Origin of the sequence: Hamadaea sp. NPDC051192, from assembly GCF_040682475.1 — a bacterium.
In the GTDB taxonomy this organism is placed as follows: Bacteria; Actinomycetota; Actinomycetes; order Mycobacteriales; family Micromonosporaceae; genus Hamadaea; species Hamadaea flava.
On the sequence record NZ_JBFBAZ010000034.1, the window covers coordinates 34,260 to 51,157 of the forward strand.

The following is a 16,898-nucleotide window of genomic DNA, read 5'->3' on the forward strand; positions in this document are numbered from 1 at the left end:
AATGAGCAGCCCCTGGAGGAACAACGATGTCCCCATCCCTGCCTCGCCGTACCTTCACGGCTCTGGCACTGGCGGCTCCGCTGACCGCCGCCCTCCCCGGCGTGGCGTTCGCCGAGGAGCCCTCGACCCTGGCGGGCACGCCGAACCCGTTCCCGGTCCCGGACACGTCCAGCTGCGAGGTCGACCCCGCGACGCCGAAGCGTGAGTTCCGCGCGATGTGGATCGCCAGCGTCGTCAACATCGACTGGCCGAAGGCGGCCGGGCTGGACGAGCAGACCCTCAAGGCCGACTACCGGGCCTGGCTCGACCTCGCCGAACAGCTCAACCACAACGCCGTGGTCGTGCAGATCCGGCCGACCGCCGACGCGTTCTGGCCCTCGGCGTACGAGCCGTGGTCGGAGTGGCTGACCGGCAAGCGGGACGGCGTCGGCCCCGGCTGGGACCCGGTCGCCTGGATGGTCGCCGAGACGCACGCCCGCAACCTCGAGTTCCACGCCTGGTTCAACCCGTACCGGGTCTCCATGCCCGGCCCTGGTGGCGCGGCCGGCGACATCACCAAGCTCGCCCCCAACCACCCCGTCCAGCAGCACCCCGATTGGGCGGTGGCCTACCCGGTCGGCAACGCGGCGACCCGGCTCTACTACAACCCGGGCATCCCCGAGGTACGCGCGTTCGTGCAGGACGCCATCATGGACGCCGTCACCAAGTACGACCTCGACGGCGTGCACTTCGACGACTACTTCTACCCCTACCCGGCGTCCGGCCAGGACTTCGGCGACGAGGCGACGTTCGCCGAGCACGGCGCGGGCTGGGCGACCAAGGCGGACTGGCGGCGCAACAACATCGACCTGCTGATCCAGGAGATGTCGGTGAAGGTCCGCGAGGCCAAGCCGTGGGTGAAGTTCGGCGTCAGCCCGTTCGGCATCTGGCGCAACAAGGCGGCCGACCCGCTGGGTTCGGACACCGGCGGCACGCAGTCCTACGACGCCAACTTCGCCGACACCCGCAAGTGGGTCAAGGAAGGCTGGCTGGACTACATCGTCCCGCAGGTCTACTGGAACATCGGCCTCGCGGTGGCCGACTACGCCAAGCTGGTGCCGTGGTGGGCCGACGTCGTCGCCGGCACCCAGTGCCAGCTCTACATCGGCCAGGCCGACTACAAGATCTCCGCGGCCGGACAGCCGGCGGCCTGGTTCGACCCGAACGAGATGGGCAAGCACATCGCGCTCAACCGGTCGCTGCCCGAGGTCGACGGCAGCATCCACTTCTCGGCCAAGGACGTGAAGGCCAACCGGCTCGGGGCGACCGACCTGTACGCGGCCGCGTACTACTCGCGTCCGTCGCTGCCCCCGGCGCTGCAGCGGGTGGCCGCCAAGCCGATGATCCCGCCGGTCATCACGCACCTGCGCCGCGAGGCGGAGGGCGTACGCCTGCAGTGGCTGGCTCCCGGAACGCACGGGCGGCCGTTCGAGGACCCGACGTCGTTCGCGATCTACCGCTACGAGGGCCGCGACCCGCTGCCCGAGCCGTGCGACCTGGCCGACGCCGGCCAGCTCATCGGCACGGTCCGTGGCCTGTCCTACCTGGACACCACGGCGGTCGCGGGGACGGCGTACACGTATGTCGTGACGGCGCTCGACCGCGTGTGGCACGAGAGCGCGCCGGGCATCGGCCGCTTCACCGTCAACTAGCGCTCACCCGGCGCGGCGCGCTTCCCATCGTTCGAGGAGGCCCGCCATCTCGTCCTGGATGAACGCGTAGAAGTCCGCCATCTCGGCGATCCGGCCGCCGGCGACGGTTCCCCGTCCGCCGGCGGCCGATACTCCTTCGGCCGCGAGTCTGCCGACGGTGGCGAAGATGCCACCCTTGACCATCGCGCCCTGATACCAGGCGTCGTCCGGCAGCCGGTAGACATCGCGGCGCGAGCCCGGCACCGGCTCCTTCACCACCAGTCCCAGCTGTTGCAGATAGCGGACCGAGCCGGAGACCGCGGCGGGGCTGATCGCCAGTCCGTCGGCGATCTCGGCAGCGGTGAGCGTCGACTCCTCCGCCGCCATCAGGAGCATCAGCACGCGGGCCGCCATCCGCGGCATCCCGTAGTTGGCGAAGGTCAGCGCCGTGTGCTCGACGAAGCGGCGTACGCCGTCCTCGTCCCGGCCCGGCGGTCCGTTCGTCGTCGGCTTCTGCGCCATCTCTGCTCCCTGCGTCACAACACGATTTTGACACGGCACAAGCTTCACAAGTTTGTGAAGCAAGTGTAGCGTCCGAATCATGGAAAACATCATCGAGGCGTCGGGCCTGCGCAAGAGCTTCGGGCCGACGCAGGCGCTGGACGGGCTCGACCTGGTCGTCCGCCGCGGCGAAGTCCACGGCTTCCTCGGCCCCAACGGCGCCGGCAAGTCGACCACCATCCGGGTGCTGCTCGGCCTCCTCAAAGCCGACGGAGGCAGCGCCACCCTGCTCGGCGGCGACCCGTGGAAGGACGCGGTGACCCTGCACAAGCGGCTCGCGTACGTCCCGGGCGACGTCACCCTGTGGCCCACGCTGACCGGCGGCGAAGTCATCGACCTGCTCGCGCGGCTGCGCGGCGGCGGCGGCGACAAGGGCAAGCGCGACGAACTGATCCAGCGCTTCGAACTGGACCCGCGCAAGAAGGGCCGGACCTACTCCAAGGGCAACCGGCAGAAGGTGGCCCTCGTCGCCGCCCTGGCCAGCGACGCCGAACTGCTGATCCTCGACGAGCCGACCTCCGGGCTCGACCCCCTGATGGAATCCGTCTTCCAGGCCTGCATCAACGAGGAACGTCAGAACGGGCGGACCGTCCTGCTCTCCAGCCACATCCTGGCCGAGGCCGAAGCCCTCTGTGACCGGGTGAGCATCATCCGCGCCGGGAAGACCGTCGAGACCGGCACCCTCACCGAGCTGCGCCACCTGACGCGTACGTCGATCGCGGCCGACCTGGCGTCGCCGCCGGACGGGCTCACCACGATGCCCGGCGTACACGACCTCGTGGTCGAGGGCAGCCGGGTCAAGTTCCAGGTCGACACCGCCGTCCTCGACGAGACCCTGCGGCACCTGGCTTCCTTGGGCGTACGCGGGCTGACCAGCCAGCCGCCGACGCTGGAGGAGCTGTTCCTGCGGCACTACCAGAGCGACGCCGACGCCGTAACGGTCGGAGCGAAGTCGTGAGCGCGCTCGCGGGCACCGGGCAGCTGCTGCGGCTGGCCCTGCGCCGGGACCGGATCATCCTGCCGCTCTGGGTCGTCCTGCTGGCCCTGTTCCCGGCCAGCGTGGCCGGCAGCTTCAAGGCGCTCTACCCCGATCCGGTCGAGCTGGCCAAGTTCGCGAAGTCCATGATCGCCTCGCCGTCGATCACGGGCTTCTACGGTCCGATCTTCGCCCCGAACCTCGGGCAGCTGTCCGCCTGGCGGTCCGGCATCCTCGTCATCATCGCGGCGCTGGCCGTCGGGCTCACCGTCATCCGGCATACGCGCAACGAGGAGGAGCAGGGCCGCCGGGAACTGCTCGGCGCGACCGTCGTCGGCCGGCCGGCCCAACTGGCGTCGGCGCTGCTGCTCGCCTTCGGCGCGAGCGCGATCATCGGAGTGCTCGCCGCGCTGGGGCTCGCCTCGGCCGCCCCCGGCGTCGGAGCCTGGGCCTTCGGCCTCGAGTACGCCGTCCTCTGCGCCTTCTTCGGCGCGGTGGCCGGACTGGCGGCCCAACTGACCCAGAGCGCCCGGACGGCGCGCTGGATCCTCGGCGCGGTCCTCGGCGGATCGTTCCTGCTCCGGGCGGCCGGCGACGCCAACGGCGACGAGAACTCCGTGCTGTCGTGGCTCTCGCCGATCGGGTTCGCCCAGCGCATCCGCCCGTACGCCGGGGAACGCTGGTGGATCGGGGCGGTGCTGATCGTCGTGACCGTCGCGCTCGGGCTTTGGGCGTACCAGTTGGCCGGCAGCCGCGACATCGACGCGGGCCTCGTCGCCCCGCGGCCCGGACCGCCGCGGGCCGGGCGGAGCCTTTCCTCGCCGCTGGGCCTGGCCTGGCGCTTGCAGCGTGGCGGCCTGATCGGCTGGCTGATCGGGTTCGCCGTGATCAGCGGGGTGCTCGGCTCGGCCGCGACCACCGCCTCGGACGCGCTGAAGGACAGCCCGGAACTGGCCGAGATGTTCCAGCGGCTCGGCGGCGCGACCGCGCTGGGCGACCTGTTCATGGTCACGCTGATCTCGATCACCGCCATCGCCGCCGCCGGGCAGGGCATTCAGGCCGCCGTACGCGCCCGGACCGAGGAGACCACCGGGCGGCTGGAACCGATCCTGGCCACCGCGGTCGGCCGGTCGCGCTGGAACGCCGGCTACGTGCTGTTCGCGCTGGGCGGGCCGGCGATGAGCATGCTGGTCGTCGGGCTCGTCGGCGGACTGTCCTATGGGGGCAGTGCGGGCGACGTCACCGGTCAGCTGCCCCGGATCGTCGGCGCCGCACTGGTCGCGCTGCCCGCGATCTGGCTGACCGTCGCGATCGTGCTGGCACTGTTCGGGTTCGCGCCCAGACTCGCCGGCGCGGGCTGGGTGCTGCTGGCGGCGTTCCTGCTGCTCGGGCAGCTCGGCGCGGTCCTGCGGCTGAGCCAATGGGCGCTCGACCTGTCCCCGTTCACGCACGTCCCGCACCTGCCGGGTGGTGCGATGACGTGGCCGCCGCTGATCTGGCTGTTCGTGCTGTCCGTCGCGCTGACGGTGGCCGGCTTCGCCGGCTTCCGCCGCCGCGACATCGGCTAGCCCTCCTTCGATCGCTGCGCTCTCTCCGCGTTGATCATGGAGTTAACTGTGGTCTCGACGGCGTGTCATGGCCGTATAGCCCATGATCAACGCGGTGGCGCAGACAGGCGCGGGGTTTTCGATTACATTCGATAAGGCACCAACCGGCCCGCCCAGGCCGGAACAACCCTCCATTCTCCACGGACGGAGTGCACGATGTCCCCCAGAAGACGCTGGGGCGCGGCCTTGTCCGCGCTCGCCGTCAGCGCCGCCACGTTCGTCGTGGCCACCCTGCTCACCACCGCCACCCCCGCGCAGGCCGCCGGCACCGGAGTCGGCTACCTGCACACCAACGGCAGCAAGCTCGTCGACAGCACGGGCGCCACGGTCCGGCTCACCGGGATCAACTGGTTCGGCATGGAGACCGACAACCGGACCTTCCACGGTCTGTGGTCCAGCCAGACCTGGAAGTCGCAGATCGACCACATGGCGCAGCTCGGCTACAACACGATCCGCGTCCCCTACTCCGGGGACGCGCTCAAGCCGGGCGCCACGGCCACGGGCATCAACGACTACGTGAATCCGGACCTCGTGGGCAACTCGCCCCTCCAGATCCTCGACAAGGTCATCGCGTACGCCGGGCAGAAGGGCATGCGCATCCTCCTTGATCGGCACCGCCCGAGCGCGGCCGGTCAGACGCCGTTGTGGTACACCGCCGCGGTGTCCGAGGCGAGCATGATCGCCGACTGGCAGATGCTCGCCCAGCGGTACGCCGGCAACCCGACCGTCATCGGCGGCGACCTGTTCAACGAGCCGCACGCCGAGGGCACCGATCCCAGTGGCACCGGCGCGTGCTGGGGCTGCGGCGACACCGCCCGCGACTGGCGGCTGGCGGCGCAGCGCATCGGCAACGCGATCCTGTCGGTCAACTCCAACTGGCTCATCGTGGTCGAAGGCGTCAGCTGCCCTTCCGGCGGTTCGCCGAACGTCTGGGACTCCATTCCGGACGACCCGATGACCTGTGACTGGTGGGGCGGCAACCTGGCCGGCGCCGCGCAGTACCCGGTGCAGTTGAACACGGCCAACCGGCTGGTCTACTCCGCGCACGACTACGGAATCTCCGTGTACGACCGGCAGCCGTGGTTCAACGACGCGACGTTCCCCGAGAACCTGCCCGCCGTCTGGGACCACTTCTGGGGCTATCTCTACAAGAACAACACCGCTCCGGTGCTCGTCGGCGAGTTCGGCAGTACGCTCGCCAACCCGCTGGACGTCCAGTGGCTGACCAAGCTGATGTCCTACATGGGCACCGGGGTCAACGGGATCTCGTTCACCTACTGGGCGTGGAACCCCAACTCCGGCGACACCGGAGGCATCGTCTCCGACGACTGGGTCACGGTGAACACCCAGAAGCAGAACATCGTCGGGCCGTACCTGATCGCTCCCGTGGGATCGGGGGCCACCTCGTCGCCCACCTCCTCGGCCTCGTCCTCCACCTCGCCGTCGGCGTCGACTTCCCCCACTGGTGGGAGTGGTACGGGTGCGTGTTCCGTGACGTACAAGGTGGACAGTTCGTGGCCGCAGGGCTTCAACGCCACCGTGACCGTCAAGAACACCGGAACGGCGACGGTCAACAACTGGGTCGCCACGCTGACCCTGCCGAGCGGCGTCAGCCTCGTGAACGGGTGGAACGCGACCGTCACGGCCAGCGGCCAGACACTGACCGCGGCCGCGCCGACCTGGGCGCCGAACCTGGCGGCCGGCGCCTCGGCCAGCTTCAACTTCCAGGCGAACGGGCCGTCCTCGCCGACACCCAGCGGGTACAAGCTCAACGGGGTGACCTGCTCGGTCTGAGCCCCGGGATAGGCCGTCCATTGTGACGCTGCGCGGGTTTCTTGCTTGACGAGACTTGCGCAGCGTCACCGTCGTGCGTGGGTGTTGGCGATCTCCGGATGGTCACGTACCCATCACGGGCGCTGATACGTACGCCAGTCTCCGGAAGTCACGCGCGCCCCGGGGGCGCGGAGCTCGGTTGCGCGTGATGGGCCGTTCTTGCGGACTTACAACGCCGCGACCTGCACTCACCGAAACATGGCTGAAAAGTCTTGCAGCAAGTTATTGACGTATCTGAAACATTCGAGCACCCTCTCCGTCAACGGATGCAAGCCCCTCTCCACCCAGGCGCTCGCAGAAGGAAGTCCGTGCCCATGAAATTCCGAAAAGCGGCCGTGATCGCGACGATCGCGGTCGGCCTCGCGACCACCGCACTGCCCAGCCTGACCGCGAACGCGGCGGTGACGCTCAACGACAGCGACGTCACGGCGAACCTCTGGGAGTGGAACTGGAACTCGGTGGCTGCCGCCTGCACCAACCATCTCGGCCCGGCCGGGTACGGCGCGGTCCAGGTGGCTCCGCCGGCGGAGTCGGTCAGCCTGGCCACCAGTGACGCCGGCGTACATCCGTGGTGGGAGGTGTATCAGCCGGTCTCCTACAAACTGACCAGCCGCTTCGGCACGCGGGCGCAGTTCGCCGCGATGGTCACCGCCTGCCACACCGCGGGCGTACGCGTCTATGCCGACGCGGTCGTCAATCACATGGCCGGCGCGAACAACACGCTGACGACGACGTACGGCGGTTCGACGTTCAGCCCCACCGGCTACACGTATCCGGCCGTCCCGTACGCGTACGACGACTTCCATCACCCGAACGACGGCTACTGCTCCGATGACGACGGGGTCATCGACGACTGGAACAACACCGCCGAGGTCCAGAACTGCATGCTGCTGTCCTTGTCGGACCTGAAGACGCAGAGCAGCACGGTGCGGGCGAAGATCGCGGCGTACCTGAACGATCTGATCGGCCTCGGCGTCGACGGATTCCGGGTCGACGCGGCCAAGCACGTCTCGGTGGCCGACTTCGCCGCGATCCGGGCGCTGCTCACCAACACGACGGCCGAGAACAAGGCGCCCTACATCGCGCAGGAGGTCTTCACCGGCGCGTCGAACAGCGAGCTGAAGCCGGCGGCGTTCACCGCCAACGGCGACGTCCTCGGCTTCTCGTACGCGATGGGCCTCAAGACGCAGTTCACCAACGGCACGTTGGCGAACCTGTCGACCATCCCGTCCTGGTCCCTCGACGCGACCAGCGACCAGACGTACGCCATGGTCACCAACCACGACCTGGAGCGGGACGGCACGACCCTGCGGTACCAGGACGGCACGAAGTACACCTTGGCCAACTACTTCCTGCTGGCCTACCCGTACGGCCAACCGTCCGTCTACGACGGATTCACGTTCTCGACGTCGAGCACGGGGCAGTCGCCGCCGGCCGACGCCAACGGGTTCGTGACGGACGCGAGCTGCACCTCCGGCGCCTGGCAGTGCATCACGCAGTCGACCGGCGTCAAGGGAATGGTCGGCTGGCACAACGCGACCGCGGCCGTGACGACGGTCAGCGACTTCACCGCGACCGCGAGCAACATCATCGGGTTCCACCGGGGGTCGCTCGGCTGGGTCGGCATCAACGCCTCAGCCAGCGCGTCGACCGCCACCTACACCACCGGCCTCGCCAACGGAACCTACTGCGACGTGATCACCGGCGGTGCGACCACCAGCGGTTGCGCCGGCACGGCGATCACGGTGTCGGGCGGCACCGCCTCGGTGACGATCCCGGCGAACGGGGCGGTCGCGATCCACGTCAACGCCCGGTCCGGCGGTGGGACAGCCTCGCCCAGCACCTCGGCTTCGGCTTCCCCCTCCCCGAGTGCCTCGCCGAGCGCCTCCCCGAGCGCCTCGCCGAGTGCGTCGGCAAGCGCGTCGCCCACCGCTTCGCCGACGGGCACGACCGTCTCCGACACGTTCAACGTGTACGCGACCACGACGACCGGGACGGACGTCTACGTCGTCGGCAGCATCCCCGCCTTGGGATCGTGGAACACGGCGTCGGCCGTCAAGCTGTCGAGCACCGGATATCCAGTGTGGACCGGATCGATCGCCTTGCCGGTCAGCACCGCGGTCGAGTACAAGTACATCAAGAAGGACGCCGCCGGGAACGTCACCTGGGAGAGCAACGCCAACCGCACGCTCACCACCGGGACGGCGGCGCAGACGCTCAACAACACCTGGAGCGTGGCCAACGCGGACGCCACCGACCTGACGTTCGCCGAGTACGCGACCACGACGTCCGGCACCAACGTCTACGTCGTCGGCTCGATCGCCGCCCTGGGGTCGTGGGACCCCGTCAACGCGATCCCGCTGTCGTCCGCGGCGTACCCGACGTGGCGGCGGCTGGTGATCCTGCCGAAGAACACCTCCTTCGAGTACAAGTACATCAAGAAGGACGCCGCCGGGAACGTGACGTGGGAGAGCGGCGCGAACCGCACGTTCACCACCGGATCGTCGACCGGGTACGCCGTCAGCGACACCTGGAAGTGATCTAGAGACTGGTTGCCCGCCGCCATTACCCTCAGCGCATGCGTGGAGTCGTGGCGGCGGGCATCACCGGTTTCCTTCTCGGCGTGGCGGTATGGCTGGACACTCTCCGCCCGGGTGGGCCGCTCTTGAACGGCCAGGTCGAGCAGCTGCTTCCGGTGCCGTTCGCCTTCGTGAGCCTGGGTGTGGTCCTCTACACGATCAACGACCGGCAGTGGGGCCGGATCCCTTGGCGCAAGGTCAAACCGGTCCTCCTCGCGCTGCCGTTCGCCGTATGGGTGGTCATGCTTCCCCTCTTTGCGGCGACTCTGATCAACCTCGCCGTGTCCTACCGTTCTGGCCTGACCGACCAGTCGGTGATGGCGCGTGGCGTCATCGGCAACCTGGCCTGGGTCTGTGCCGGGGCGGCTGCGCTGGGCTACGGCGTGCTCCGCCGGCGGCGTGCCGCCGAAGTGCCCTGATCTGCGGGAATCCCGACGCGCCCCGGTACGCCGAAGGTAGCGTCAGCCGCATGATCACGATCATCGAAGGCCTGCCGGAAGGTGTCCTCGGCGCCGACGCGACCGGGGAGATCACCGCCGACGACTACCGGCAGGTCCTCGTGCCGGCGATCGAGCAGGCGTTGGCGGGTGGTGGCAAGCTGCGCATGGTGTATCGCCTCGGCCCGGAGTACCAGGGCATGCAGGGCGACGCGATGTGGCAGGACGCCAAACTCGGCGCGGGGCACCTGAAGTCGTTCGACCGGGTCGCCGTGGTCACCGACGTCGAGTGGATCGCACACGCGATCAAGGCGTTCACCTGGATGATCCCGGGCGAGGCGAAGGTCTTCCCCAACGCGGAATATGACGCCGCCGTCGCCTGGCTCACGCGCTAGCCGCGCCGCACCGACCACGCGCCCCGGCTCGCGCCGCCCCGCTCATCCGCGTTGATCATGGACTTTCCTACCTCGACACACCGTCGAGACCACAGTTAACTCCATGATCAACGGGGCGAGAGCTGGGGGCGAGAGCGGGGGGCGAGAGCGGAGGGCGAGAGCGGGGGGGGATCAGCGGGGCGGGGGCGAAGCGAGGCGGTGCAGGAACAGGGTTTCGGCCAGGCAGGCTCGCCGGAACTCGCCCAGGTGCAGGCTTTCGTCGATCCCGTGTGCCCGGCTGTCGGGGTCCTCGACGCCGTTGAGGACGATCGTCGTGTCGGGGAGTACCTCGGCCAGGTCGAGCAGCAGCGGGATCGATCCGCCGGAGCCGATCTCGACCGGGTCGACGCCGTCCCACGCGTCCCGTAGCGCGGCACGGACCTGGTCGTAGACCGGGCCGGTCGAGTCGACCGCCAAGCCTGGTGCCGCTCCGCGACGGGTCAGCGTGACCGTTGCGCCCCAAGGAATGTTGCGGCGAACGTGCGCCTCCAGCAAGGCGAACGCCCGCGACGGATCCTCTGTCGGCGCGATGCGGAGGCTGATCAGGGCCCGGGCGACCGGAGTCAGGGTGCTGGTCGCGCCTTCGATGGGCGGCACCTCCATGCCGAGGATGCTCACCGACGGGCGGCTCCACATGCGCGCGGTAGCGATGCCGGTGCCGAACGGTGTGCCGCCGGCCTCGGCGTACAGGCGGTCGGCCGGGTAGTCGATCGCCGGGTCGGGTGTGGTGGCGAGCCCGGCGATCGCGAGGTCGCCGGCGTCGTCGTGGAACGTCGCGATCAGGCGCGACAGCGCGATCACCGCGTCGGGCACGGCTCCGCCGTACATTCCACTATGGACCGCGTGGGACAGGGTGCGGACCTCCAGGGTCGCCGTCACATGGCCGCGCAAGGACGTCGTCACGGCCGGTACGCCGACCGCCCAGTTCCCGACGTCGGTCACCAACGCGACGTCGGCCTGAAGGTCGGACCGCAACTGGCGGAGGAGACGCGGGGTCGCGCCGGTGCCGTACTCCTCCTCGCCTTCGACGAAGACGACCACGCCGACCCCGAGGTCGTCGCCGAGTGCGCGCAGGGCCGCGACGTGCACCATGATCCCGGCCTTGTCGTCGGCCGCGCCGCGACCGTATAGGCGGCCGTCGCGTTCCACCGGCTCGAACGGGTCGCTGGTCCAGAGCGCCGGATCGCCCGTCGGCTGGACGTCGTGGTGGGCGTACAGCAGGACGGTCGGGCGGCCCGGCAGCCGCCGGGTGGCGAGGACGGCCGGTCGGCCGCCCGCGGCCACGAGGCGGGTCTCGAGTCCGCACTCGGTCAGCAGCGACGCCACCAGGTCGGCGGACCGGTCGATGGGGGAGAAGTCGAAGCCGGGCGCGGAGACGCTCGGGATGCGGACCAGCCGCTCCAGATCCGCCCGTACGCCCGGCATGACGGCGTCGAGCCGGGCGGCCAGCCGCGGCTGAGCGCCGCCGCCTCGCGAGGAGGCGGCGGCGGTAGACCGCTGCTCAGCTGCCATCGCGCAGATCGCTCGGCGCGGACGGGGCGTACTCGATGTGGTCGAAGACGACGTTGCAGCCCGACCCGGTCGGGGCCTGCGCGACGAAGCCCACCTGTGCGGGTCCGGAACCGATGGCGAAGTTGCGCACGAACTCCCAGCGCTGCCCGTCGACGCCGGCGTGGAACGCGTACGCCCCGCCGTGCCGGGCGATCCGCAGCCAGACGCCCTCGTGCGGATCGGCCACCGGCCAGGCGTTCGCGTCGTCGGCCACGCCGTCGCAGACCACGCTCACGACACCGGGCACGCCGCTCGGGGAGACCTCGAAGCAGAGCTTGGCCCAGTGCGTGTCGTCGATCCACACCAGCAGTGTCCCGGCGTCGAACGCGTCGTGGAACGTCACGCGTACTCGGGCGGACAGCCGCCAGTCGCCGTCCGGGGCGTCGGCGAGCGCGCGCGGAGCATTGATCTTCGTCGTGTTGTCCGCCGGATCGACGAACAGATCGGTCTGGGCGGGGGCGGACGCGCTCAGCACGCCGTCGTTCAGGCCGCACTCGGTCGGGGGGACGATCCACTCGAATTTGAGCGGCACCGCGGGCAGGGTGAACTCCATCGCAGAAGCCTGCCCGCTACTCATAGGTTCTTCAAGGCTTCGCGTCGTGACAACCCCGACAGCTCGGTTGCGGCCACGAACTTCCGGACCGCGTCCGGGTCGGTCTTCGCGTACTCGCGCAAGGCCCACCCGATGGCTTTGCGGATGAAGAAGTCCGGGTGCCCGGCCTGCGCCGCGCAGTAGCGGAACAACCGGTCCGCGTCGGTCTCCCCCTGGTAGCGCAATTGATGCAGGATCGCCGTGCGGGTCAGCCACATCTGGCTGCCGCGTGCCCACTGGTCCAGCACGCTTTCCAGCGACGGGTACGCCGAGACGAGTGGCCCGACGACGTGCGCCGCGAGGGCGTCCACGGTGTCCCACCAGGGTTTGACGACGATCAGCTCGCGGGCGATCCCGATGAAGTCCTCGTCCAGCACTGTGGCGTACTTGCGCAGGTAGCCGCAGGCGACGTATTGGTACTCGCGCTCGTCGAACGACCAGCACCCGAGGGCGATCTCGGCGGCGTCGGCCGACTCCGGCCGGGGCAGACCCGTCGCCACCTCCCGCTGGAGGGCGGCCAGCGGTGTGCTGGGGATGCCGAGGAACGGGAACTGGTCGCGCATGTATTTCGCCATCGCGGCGGCGCGGTCGGGATCCGCGTGACGGGGTAGCGTCTCCCGCAACCGTGTCAGGAAAGTGGTCGCGAGTTCCGCCATGCCGACCTCATGCCACCCTTCCCGAATTGGCCGTGATCACGCTGCGTTCAGACTGCCATACTCAGGTCGTGGACACTGCGACTTGGACTCCGCCGGCGCTGTGGCAACCCGAGCCCGGGTGGCTCAACACCGCCAGCTACGGGCTTCCGCCGGAACCGGCTTGGCAGGCGATGCAGGCGGCCCAGGCCGACTGGCGCACCGGGCGTACGTCCTGGGAGGGCTGGGACGCAGCCACCCAGCGAGCGCGGGAGGTCTTCGCCCGGCTCATCGGCGTCGATGCGGCGGACGTAGCCGTCGGTGCGCAGGTGTCGCAGCTGCTCGCGCCGGTCGCGGCCGCGCTGCCCGACGGCGCGACGGTGCTCGTCCCGGACATCGAGTTCACCTCCAACGTCTTTCCGTGGGCCGTGCACGCCGACCGTGGCGTCACCGTGCGTACGGCGTCACTGGACGGCTACCTGGACGCCATCGTCCCGGGCGTCGACGTCGTCGCGTTCGCGCTGGTCCAGTCGGCGAACGGCCGGGTCGCCGACCTCGCCGCGATCTCGGCCGCCGCACGGGCGGTCGGCGCGCTCGTGGTGGTCGACGCCACGCAGGCCACCGGGTGGCTGCCCTATGACGGCTCGCTCGCCGACGTCGTCGCCGTCGGTGCGTACAAGTGGTTGATGTCCCCGAGAGGGAGTGGCTTCGCCTATCTGGCGCCGCGCGTGCGCGAGCGGGTGCGGCCGATCCAGGCCGGCTGGTACGCGGGAGACGACCCGCACGGGTCCTACTACGGCATGCCGTTGCGGCTGGCCAAGGACGCGCGGGCGTTCGACCTGTCCCCGGCGTGGTTCCCGTGGGTCGGGACCGCCCCGGCGCTGGAGGTGATCGAGGACATCGGCGTCGAGCGCATCCACGCGCACAACCTGCGTCTGGCGAACCGGTTCCTGCGAGAGCTGGGGCAGGAGCCGGGCGACTCGGCGATCGTCACCGTGGACGTGCCCGACGCCCAGCAGAAATTGGAGCGAGCCGGCATTCGCGCCGCCGTCCGCGCGGGCGGCGTGCGGGCGTCGTTCCACGTCTACAGCACCGACGCCGACGTGGACGCGGCGGTTGCGGCCCTGCTCGGATGAGTTCCCGTCCCGCTGCCGGCGGTGGCCGCTGGGTCGACGTCGACCCGGAGCGGCTCTCGAAGTGGATCTCCGGCTTCCGTACGCGCCACGGCTCGGTCACCGTGGCCCCCGTCGCCTCCGCCGATCAGGGCTGGCTTCGCCTTGCCGGCGCGGACGGCTCGACCGCGACGTTCCATCTCGCGCCCGGGATGACGCTGCCGGTGGTGGCGGCGCCCAGCCTGCTCGACCTGGACCGGTTCGTCGCCGCCGCCCAGGAACCCCGCGTCCTCGGCCTGCTCCTGGCCCGGCGCAACGCGGCCGCGATCGGCGTCGCGGACGGCCCCGACCTGGTCGCCTCGAAGGTCGAGACGTTCTACGTCCAGGCGCGTACCGCTGCTGGAGGCTGGTCGCAGCAGCGCTACGCGCGGCGGCGCGGCAACCAGGCGGCGGCCGGCGTACGCGAGGCCGCCGACGTGGCCACCCGCATCCTCCTCCCGTACGCCGGGAAGATGGCCGCCCTGGTCTGCGGCGGCGACCGCCCGACGGTGGAGGCGATCCTCGCCGACAAGCGGCTGACCGCGCTCGCCGACCTCCGTCAAGGCCGGCTGCTCGACGTCGCCGAACCGCGCCACGCCGTACTCCTCGACACCATCCCGCTCGCCCGCGCCGTCCCCGTCCACGTCGTCGACCCGGCATCGGAGTGATCCACGCCGGTCCGGAGTGATCCACGCCACTGGGGGAATCCGATCCGGGTCCCTATCGTTGTGGATGCTGGTGCCGCGACAGTGTCCCCGGGCCTCACCTAACGCCATTACGGAATACCGTCCGGCTGGAGCCGTACTGCGCCACGCGCCGAGAGGCGACCGGCGGCACCGCCAACGTGAACGGGCCCCGACTCACCCGAGTCGGGGCCTGTTTGCTTGTCAGGCTTCACAGTCACCGGTTTCACGGCCTTGACCTGCGCGGACATAACTTCCTCCGCAATGACCTAGACAGCTTCTCGGTCAGGTGGTGAGGTCAATTGACCACTGCGGTAACACCAACTAGCGTGAGGTGGTATGACCGTGAAGCTGACGATCAGCCTGCCCGACGACCTGGCCGCGATCGCACAGGCGCAGCCGAACACGTCGGCTTATGTCGCCGAGGCGCTGCGCCAGCGAGTCCGCACCGAGGCCCTCAACCAGGCGATCGAACAGGCCGCTATCGACGACGTTTCCGAAGAAGAGCTCGCGAAGATCATCAGGCGGCACCGTGAGGTCGACGCGATGCGTGATGATCCGGAGTTCCGCGCCAGGAATGCGGCGACGCTGGAGCGTTGGCGGCAGGGGATCATTCCATGACCGACGTCCAATGGCTGCTGGACACCGGTGCGCTGCTGTCCTATGCGGAGCAGACGTCGCCCGTGCTGGGACGTGAGCTGATTGCCTGCGAGCGTCGTCGGCGAACGATGGTCGTCTCGGCGGCCTGTCTGGCGGAAGCCTATCGAGTCGCGTCGGAGGATGCCGCGCATCTGCTGGACGTTCTGGTGAATCTGCCCGCCATCCAGGTCGAGCCCGTTCAGGCCGATGACGCGAGGGTCACCGGCTTAGTGGCACAGCGAGTCGGAAGGATCGGCCTGGCTCACACCTGCATGTTGTCCCTCGGCTCGAACGTGCCGGTGATGACTACTGAGTCCGAGGCCGCGTTGCGCGTACTGGAGGCGGCGTTGGTCGAGCGGATGAACTAGGTGTGGTGGGCGGGGGCGGATCAGGCATACCTCGACGAGCCGTCGGCGGTGGCGGTCGGCCGCTTGGTGCTGGGGCGCTACGGCGGGCGTACCGAGGCGGGGGCGGTCAAGAACGAGGACGCGGCGGCACTGCGGCAAGGCGAGGACTGGGAGCTGGCCGTGGTCGCCGACGGCCACGGCGGGGCGGACAGTGCGGCCTACCTGGTCGAGCTGCTGCACGACGACCCTGAGGTGGACGCCGTCATGGCTCGGCCCGCGGCGGACGCGCTTCGCGTTGTGCGTACCCATCTGATGAAGCGGATGCGGGTCGCGGAGCTGGACCACCTGGCGGGGGAGGCGGCGGTGCTGGCCGTGGCGCGCAAGGACCGGTTCGTGGCGTGGCTGAACATCGGCGACAATCTGGCGTTCGTGCTGCATCCTGAGCTGGCCCGGCTGGGCCAGCGGACGCTGAACCAGCGGTCGTTCTTCGAATGGGTGGGGCGGGTCGACAGCTTGCGGCTGGACGTGCCCAGCTACGCCTCGGGCGTGCACGCGCTACGGCCGGGCCGTACGCGCATCGCCCTGGTCACCGACGGCGTGCTCGACTTCTTCGGGGACCCGGACGACGGGCCGCTGGACGCAGCGGTCGCCCAGATGATGCGGGCGGTGCACGACGGCCGCGGCGTGGACAGCGCGACCGTCGTGGCTTGGGACGTCGTGGCCGGCGAGACGCCTATGCACCCGTCCGCGTGAGTTCGGTGTAGCGCTCGGACTTCAGGAACATCGGCACGAGCATCGCCGCCGAAGCGGAGAGATCCCGGTCGAGCGTCTGCTCGCGGGGGATGAAGATCATCGCGAGGCCCTCGCCGAGCACCACGTCCTTCTGCTTGGCGTCGGTGTAGCCGGCGAAGAAGTGGAAGGTCACCTGGTGCGGGAAGCCCTCCTCGTAGGGGCGCGGCCCGGACCAGAAGTGCTCGATGTCGGCGACCAGGCCGGTCTCCTCGAGCAGTTCGCGCCGTGCCGCTTCGATGGGGGACTCGCCGGGTTCGATGCGGCCGCCGGGCAGCGCCCATTGGTTGGGGGAGACAGGGGCGTACTCGTCCCGCAACTGCATGAGGAGCGCGCCGTCCGCGTCCACCAGTAGGACCGCTGCTACTTCGTAGGTCGCCATGCAGCGATCATTCCACCGATCTTGGCCGTGGACCG

Annotated in this window: 17 protein-coding genes; 12 read left to right on the plus strand and 5 right to left on the minus strand. The window is 69.8% G+C overall.

Going from position 1 to position 16,898, the window contains the following annotated elements:
• Nucleotides 1–26: 26 nt before the first annotated feature.
• The gene (locus AB0M47_RS17015) at nucleotides 27–1,691 is read left to right on the plus strand and encodes a family 10 glycosylhydrolase (RefSeq protein ID WP_363414042.1); all 1,665 of its coding nucleotides are present in this window, start codon (nucleotides 27–29) and stop codon (nucleotides 1,689–1,691) included.
• Nucleotides 1,692–1,694: 3 nt separating this feature from the next.
• Here AB0M47_RS17015 and AB0M47_RS17020 read toward each other — a convergent pair whose 3' ends face one another.
• Complete coding sequence (locus AB0M47_RS17020; protein WP_363414045.1) at nucleotides 1,695–2,192, minus strand: MarR family transcriptional regulator; 498 nt, start codon at nucleotides 2,190–2,192, stop codon at nucleotides 1,695–1,697.
• Between the two features lie 79 nt (nucleotides 2,193–2,271).
• Between AB0M47_RS17020 and AB0M47_RS17025 the strand changes: the two genes are divergently transcribed.
• The 6 genes from AB0M47_RS17025 (at nucleotide 2,272) to AB0M47_RS17050 (ending at nucleotide 10,058) form a co-directional block, all read left to right on the plus strand.
• Nucleotides 2,272–3,189 carry an ABC transporter ATP-binding protein gene (locus tag AB0M47_RS17025; RefSeq protein ID WP_363414048.1) on the plus strand — a complete coding sequence of 306 codons (918 nt, stop codon included), beginning with the start codon at nucleotides 2,272–2,274 and terminating at the stop codon, nucleotides 3,187–3,189.
• Nucleotides 3,186–4,775 carry an ABC transporter permease gene (locus AB0M47_RS17030; RefSeq protein ID WP_363414051.1) on the plus strand — a complete coding sequence of 530 codons (1,590 nt, stop codon included), beginning with the start codon at nucleotides 3,186–3,188 and terminating at the stop codon, nucleotides 4,773–4,775. The genes AB0M47_RS17025 and AB0M47_RS17030 overlap by 4 nt, the downstream gene beginning before the upstream one ends.
• A gap of 195 nt (nucleotides 4,776–4,970) precedes the next feature.
• On the plus strand, nucleotides 4,971–6,608 hold the full coding sequence (locus AB0M47_RS17035) for a cellulase family glycosylhydrolase (protein WP_363414053.1): 1,638 nt from the start codon (nucleotides 4,971–4,973) through the stop codon (nucleotides 6,606–6,608).
• Nucleotides 6,609–6,961: 353 nt separating this feature from the next.
• Nucleotides 6,962–9,187: a carbohydrate-binding module family 20 domain-containing protein gene (locus AB0M47_RS17040; RefSeq protein WP_363414056.1), complete on the plus strand. Its 2,226-nt coding sequence runs from the start codon at nucleotides 6,962–6,964 to the stop codon at nucleotides 9,185–9,187.
• A gap of 38 nt (nucleotides 9,188–9,225) precedes the next feature.
• Nucleotides 9,226–9,645, plus strand: a complete 420-nt coding sequence (locus tag AB0M47_RS17045; RefSeq protein ID WP_363414059.1) for a hypothetical protein — start codon at nucleotides 9,226–9,228, stop codon at nucleotides 9,643–9,645.
• Nucleotides 9,646–9,695: 50 nt separating this feature from the next.
• The gene (locus AB0M47_RS17050; protein ID WP_363414062.1) at nucleotides 9,696–10,058 is read left to right on the plus strand and encodes an STAS/SEC14 domain-containing protein; all 363 of its coding nucleotides are present in this window, start codon (nucleotides 9,696–9,698) and stop codon (nucleotides 10,056–10,058) included.
• Nucleotides 10,059–10,229: 171 nt separating this feature from the next.
• Here the strand turns inward: AB0M47_RS17050 and AB0M47_RS17055 are convergent, their stop codons facing one another.
• The 3 genes from AB0M47_RS17055 to AB0M47_RS17065 are packed head-to-tail and all read right to left on the minus strand — an operon-like array spanning nucleotide 10,230 to nucleotide 12,896.
• Nucleotides 10,230–11,609, minus strand: coding sequence for a M20/M25/M40 family metallo-hydrolase (locus AB0M47_RS17055; RefSeq protein WP_363414065.1), 1,380 nt, complete (start codon nucleotides 11,607–11,609; stop codon nucleotides 10,230–10,232).
• Nucleotides 11,599–12,201 (minus strand): DUF1349 domain-containing protein, encoded by a 603-nt coding sequence (locus tag AB0M47_RS17060; RefSeq protein ID WP_363414068.1) that lies wholly within the window; start codon nucleotides 12,199–12,201, stop codon nucleotides 11,599–11,601. The genes AB0M47_RS17055 and AB0M47_RS17060 overlap by 11 nt, the downstream gene beginning before the upstream one ends.
• Before the next feature lie 20 nt (nucleotides 12,202–12,221).
• A complete protein-coding gene (locus tag AB0M47_RS17065) occupies nucleotides 12,222–12,896 on the minus strand; it encodes a DNA alkylation repair protein (protein WP_363414071.1) in 675 nt (224 codons plus the stop codon).
• A gap of 68 nt (nucleotides 12,897–12,964) precedes the next feature.
• Between AB0M47_RS17065 and AB0M47_RS17070 the strand changes: the two genes are divergently transcribed.
• The 5 genes from AB0M47_RS17070 to AB0M47_RS17090 all read left to right on the plus strand — a co-directional run bounded on the left by AB0M47_RS17070 (nucleotide 12,965) and on the right by AB0M47_RS17090 (nucleotide 16,445).
• Nucleotides 12,965–14,008, plus strand: a complete 1,044-nt coding sequence (locus AB0M47_RS17070) for an aminotransferase class V-fold PLP-dependent enzyme (protein ID WP_363414074.1) — start codon at nucleotides 12,965–12,967, stop codon at nucleotides 14,006–14,008.
• Nucleotides 14,005–14,691, plus strand: a complete 687-nt coding sequence (locus AB0M47_RS17075) for an acVLRF1 family peptidyl-tRNA hydrolase (RefSeq protein ID WP_363414077.1) — start codon at nucleotides 14,005–14,007, stop codon at nucleotides 14,689–14,691. The genes AB0M47_RS17070 and AB0M47_RS17075 overlap by 4 nt, the downstream gene beginning before the upstream one ends.
• 354 nt (nucleotides 14,692–15,045) lie before the next feature.
• Nucleotides 15,046–15,327, plus strand: coding sequence for a hypothetical protein (locus AB0M47_RS17080; protein ID WP_363414080.1), 282 nt, complete (start codon nucleotides 15,046–15,048; stop codon nucleotides 15,325–15,327).
• Nucleotides 15,324–15,713, plus strand: coding sequence for a hypothetical protein (locus AB0M47_RS17085; protein WP_363414083.1), 390 nt, complete (start codon nucleotides 15,324–15,326; stop codon nucleotides 15,711–15,713). Before AB0M47_RS17080 ends, AB0M47_RS17085 begins: the two co-directional genes overlap by 4 nt.
• Nucleotides 15,714–16,445, plus strand: a complete 732-nt coding sequence (locus AB0M47_RS17090) for a protein phosphatase 2C domain-containing protein (RefSeq protein WP_363414086.1) — start codon at nucleotides 15,714–15,716, stop codon at nucleotides 16,443–16,445.
• Here AB0M47_RS17090 and AB0M47_RS17095 read toward each other — a convergent pair.
• Nucleotides 16,426–16,863 (minus strand): NUDIX domain-containing protein, encoded by a 438-nt coding sequence (locus AB0M47_RS17095; RefSeq protein WP_363414089.1) that lies wholly within the window; start codon nucleotides 16,861–16,863, stop codon nucleotides 16,426–16,428. The genes AB0M47_RS17090 and AB0M47_RS17095 overlap by 20 nt on opposite strands.
• Nucleotides 16,864–16,898: the final 35 nt, after the last annotated feature.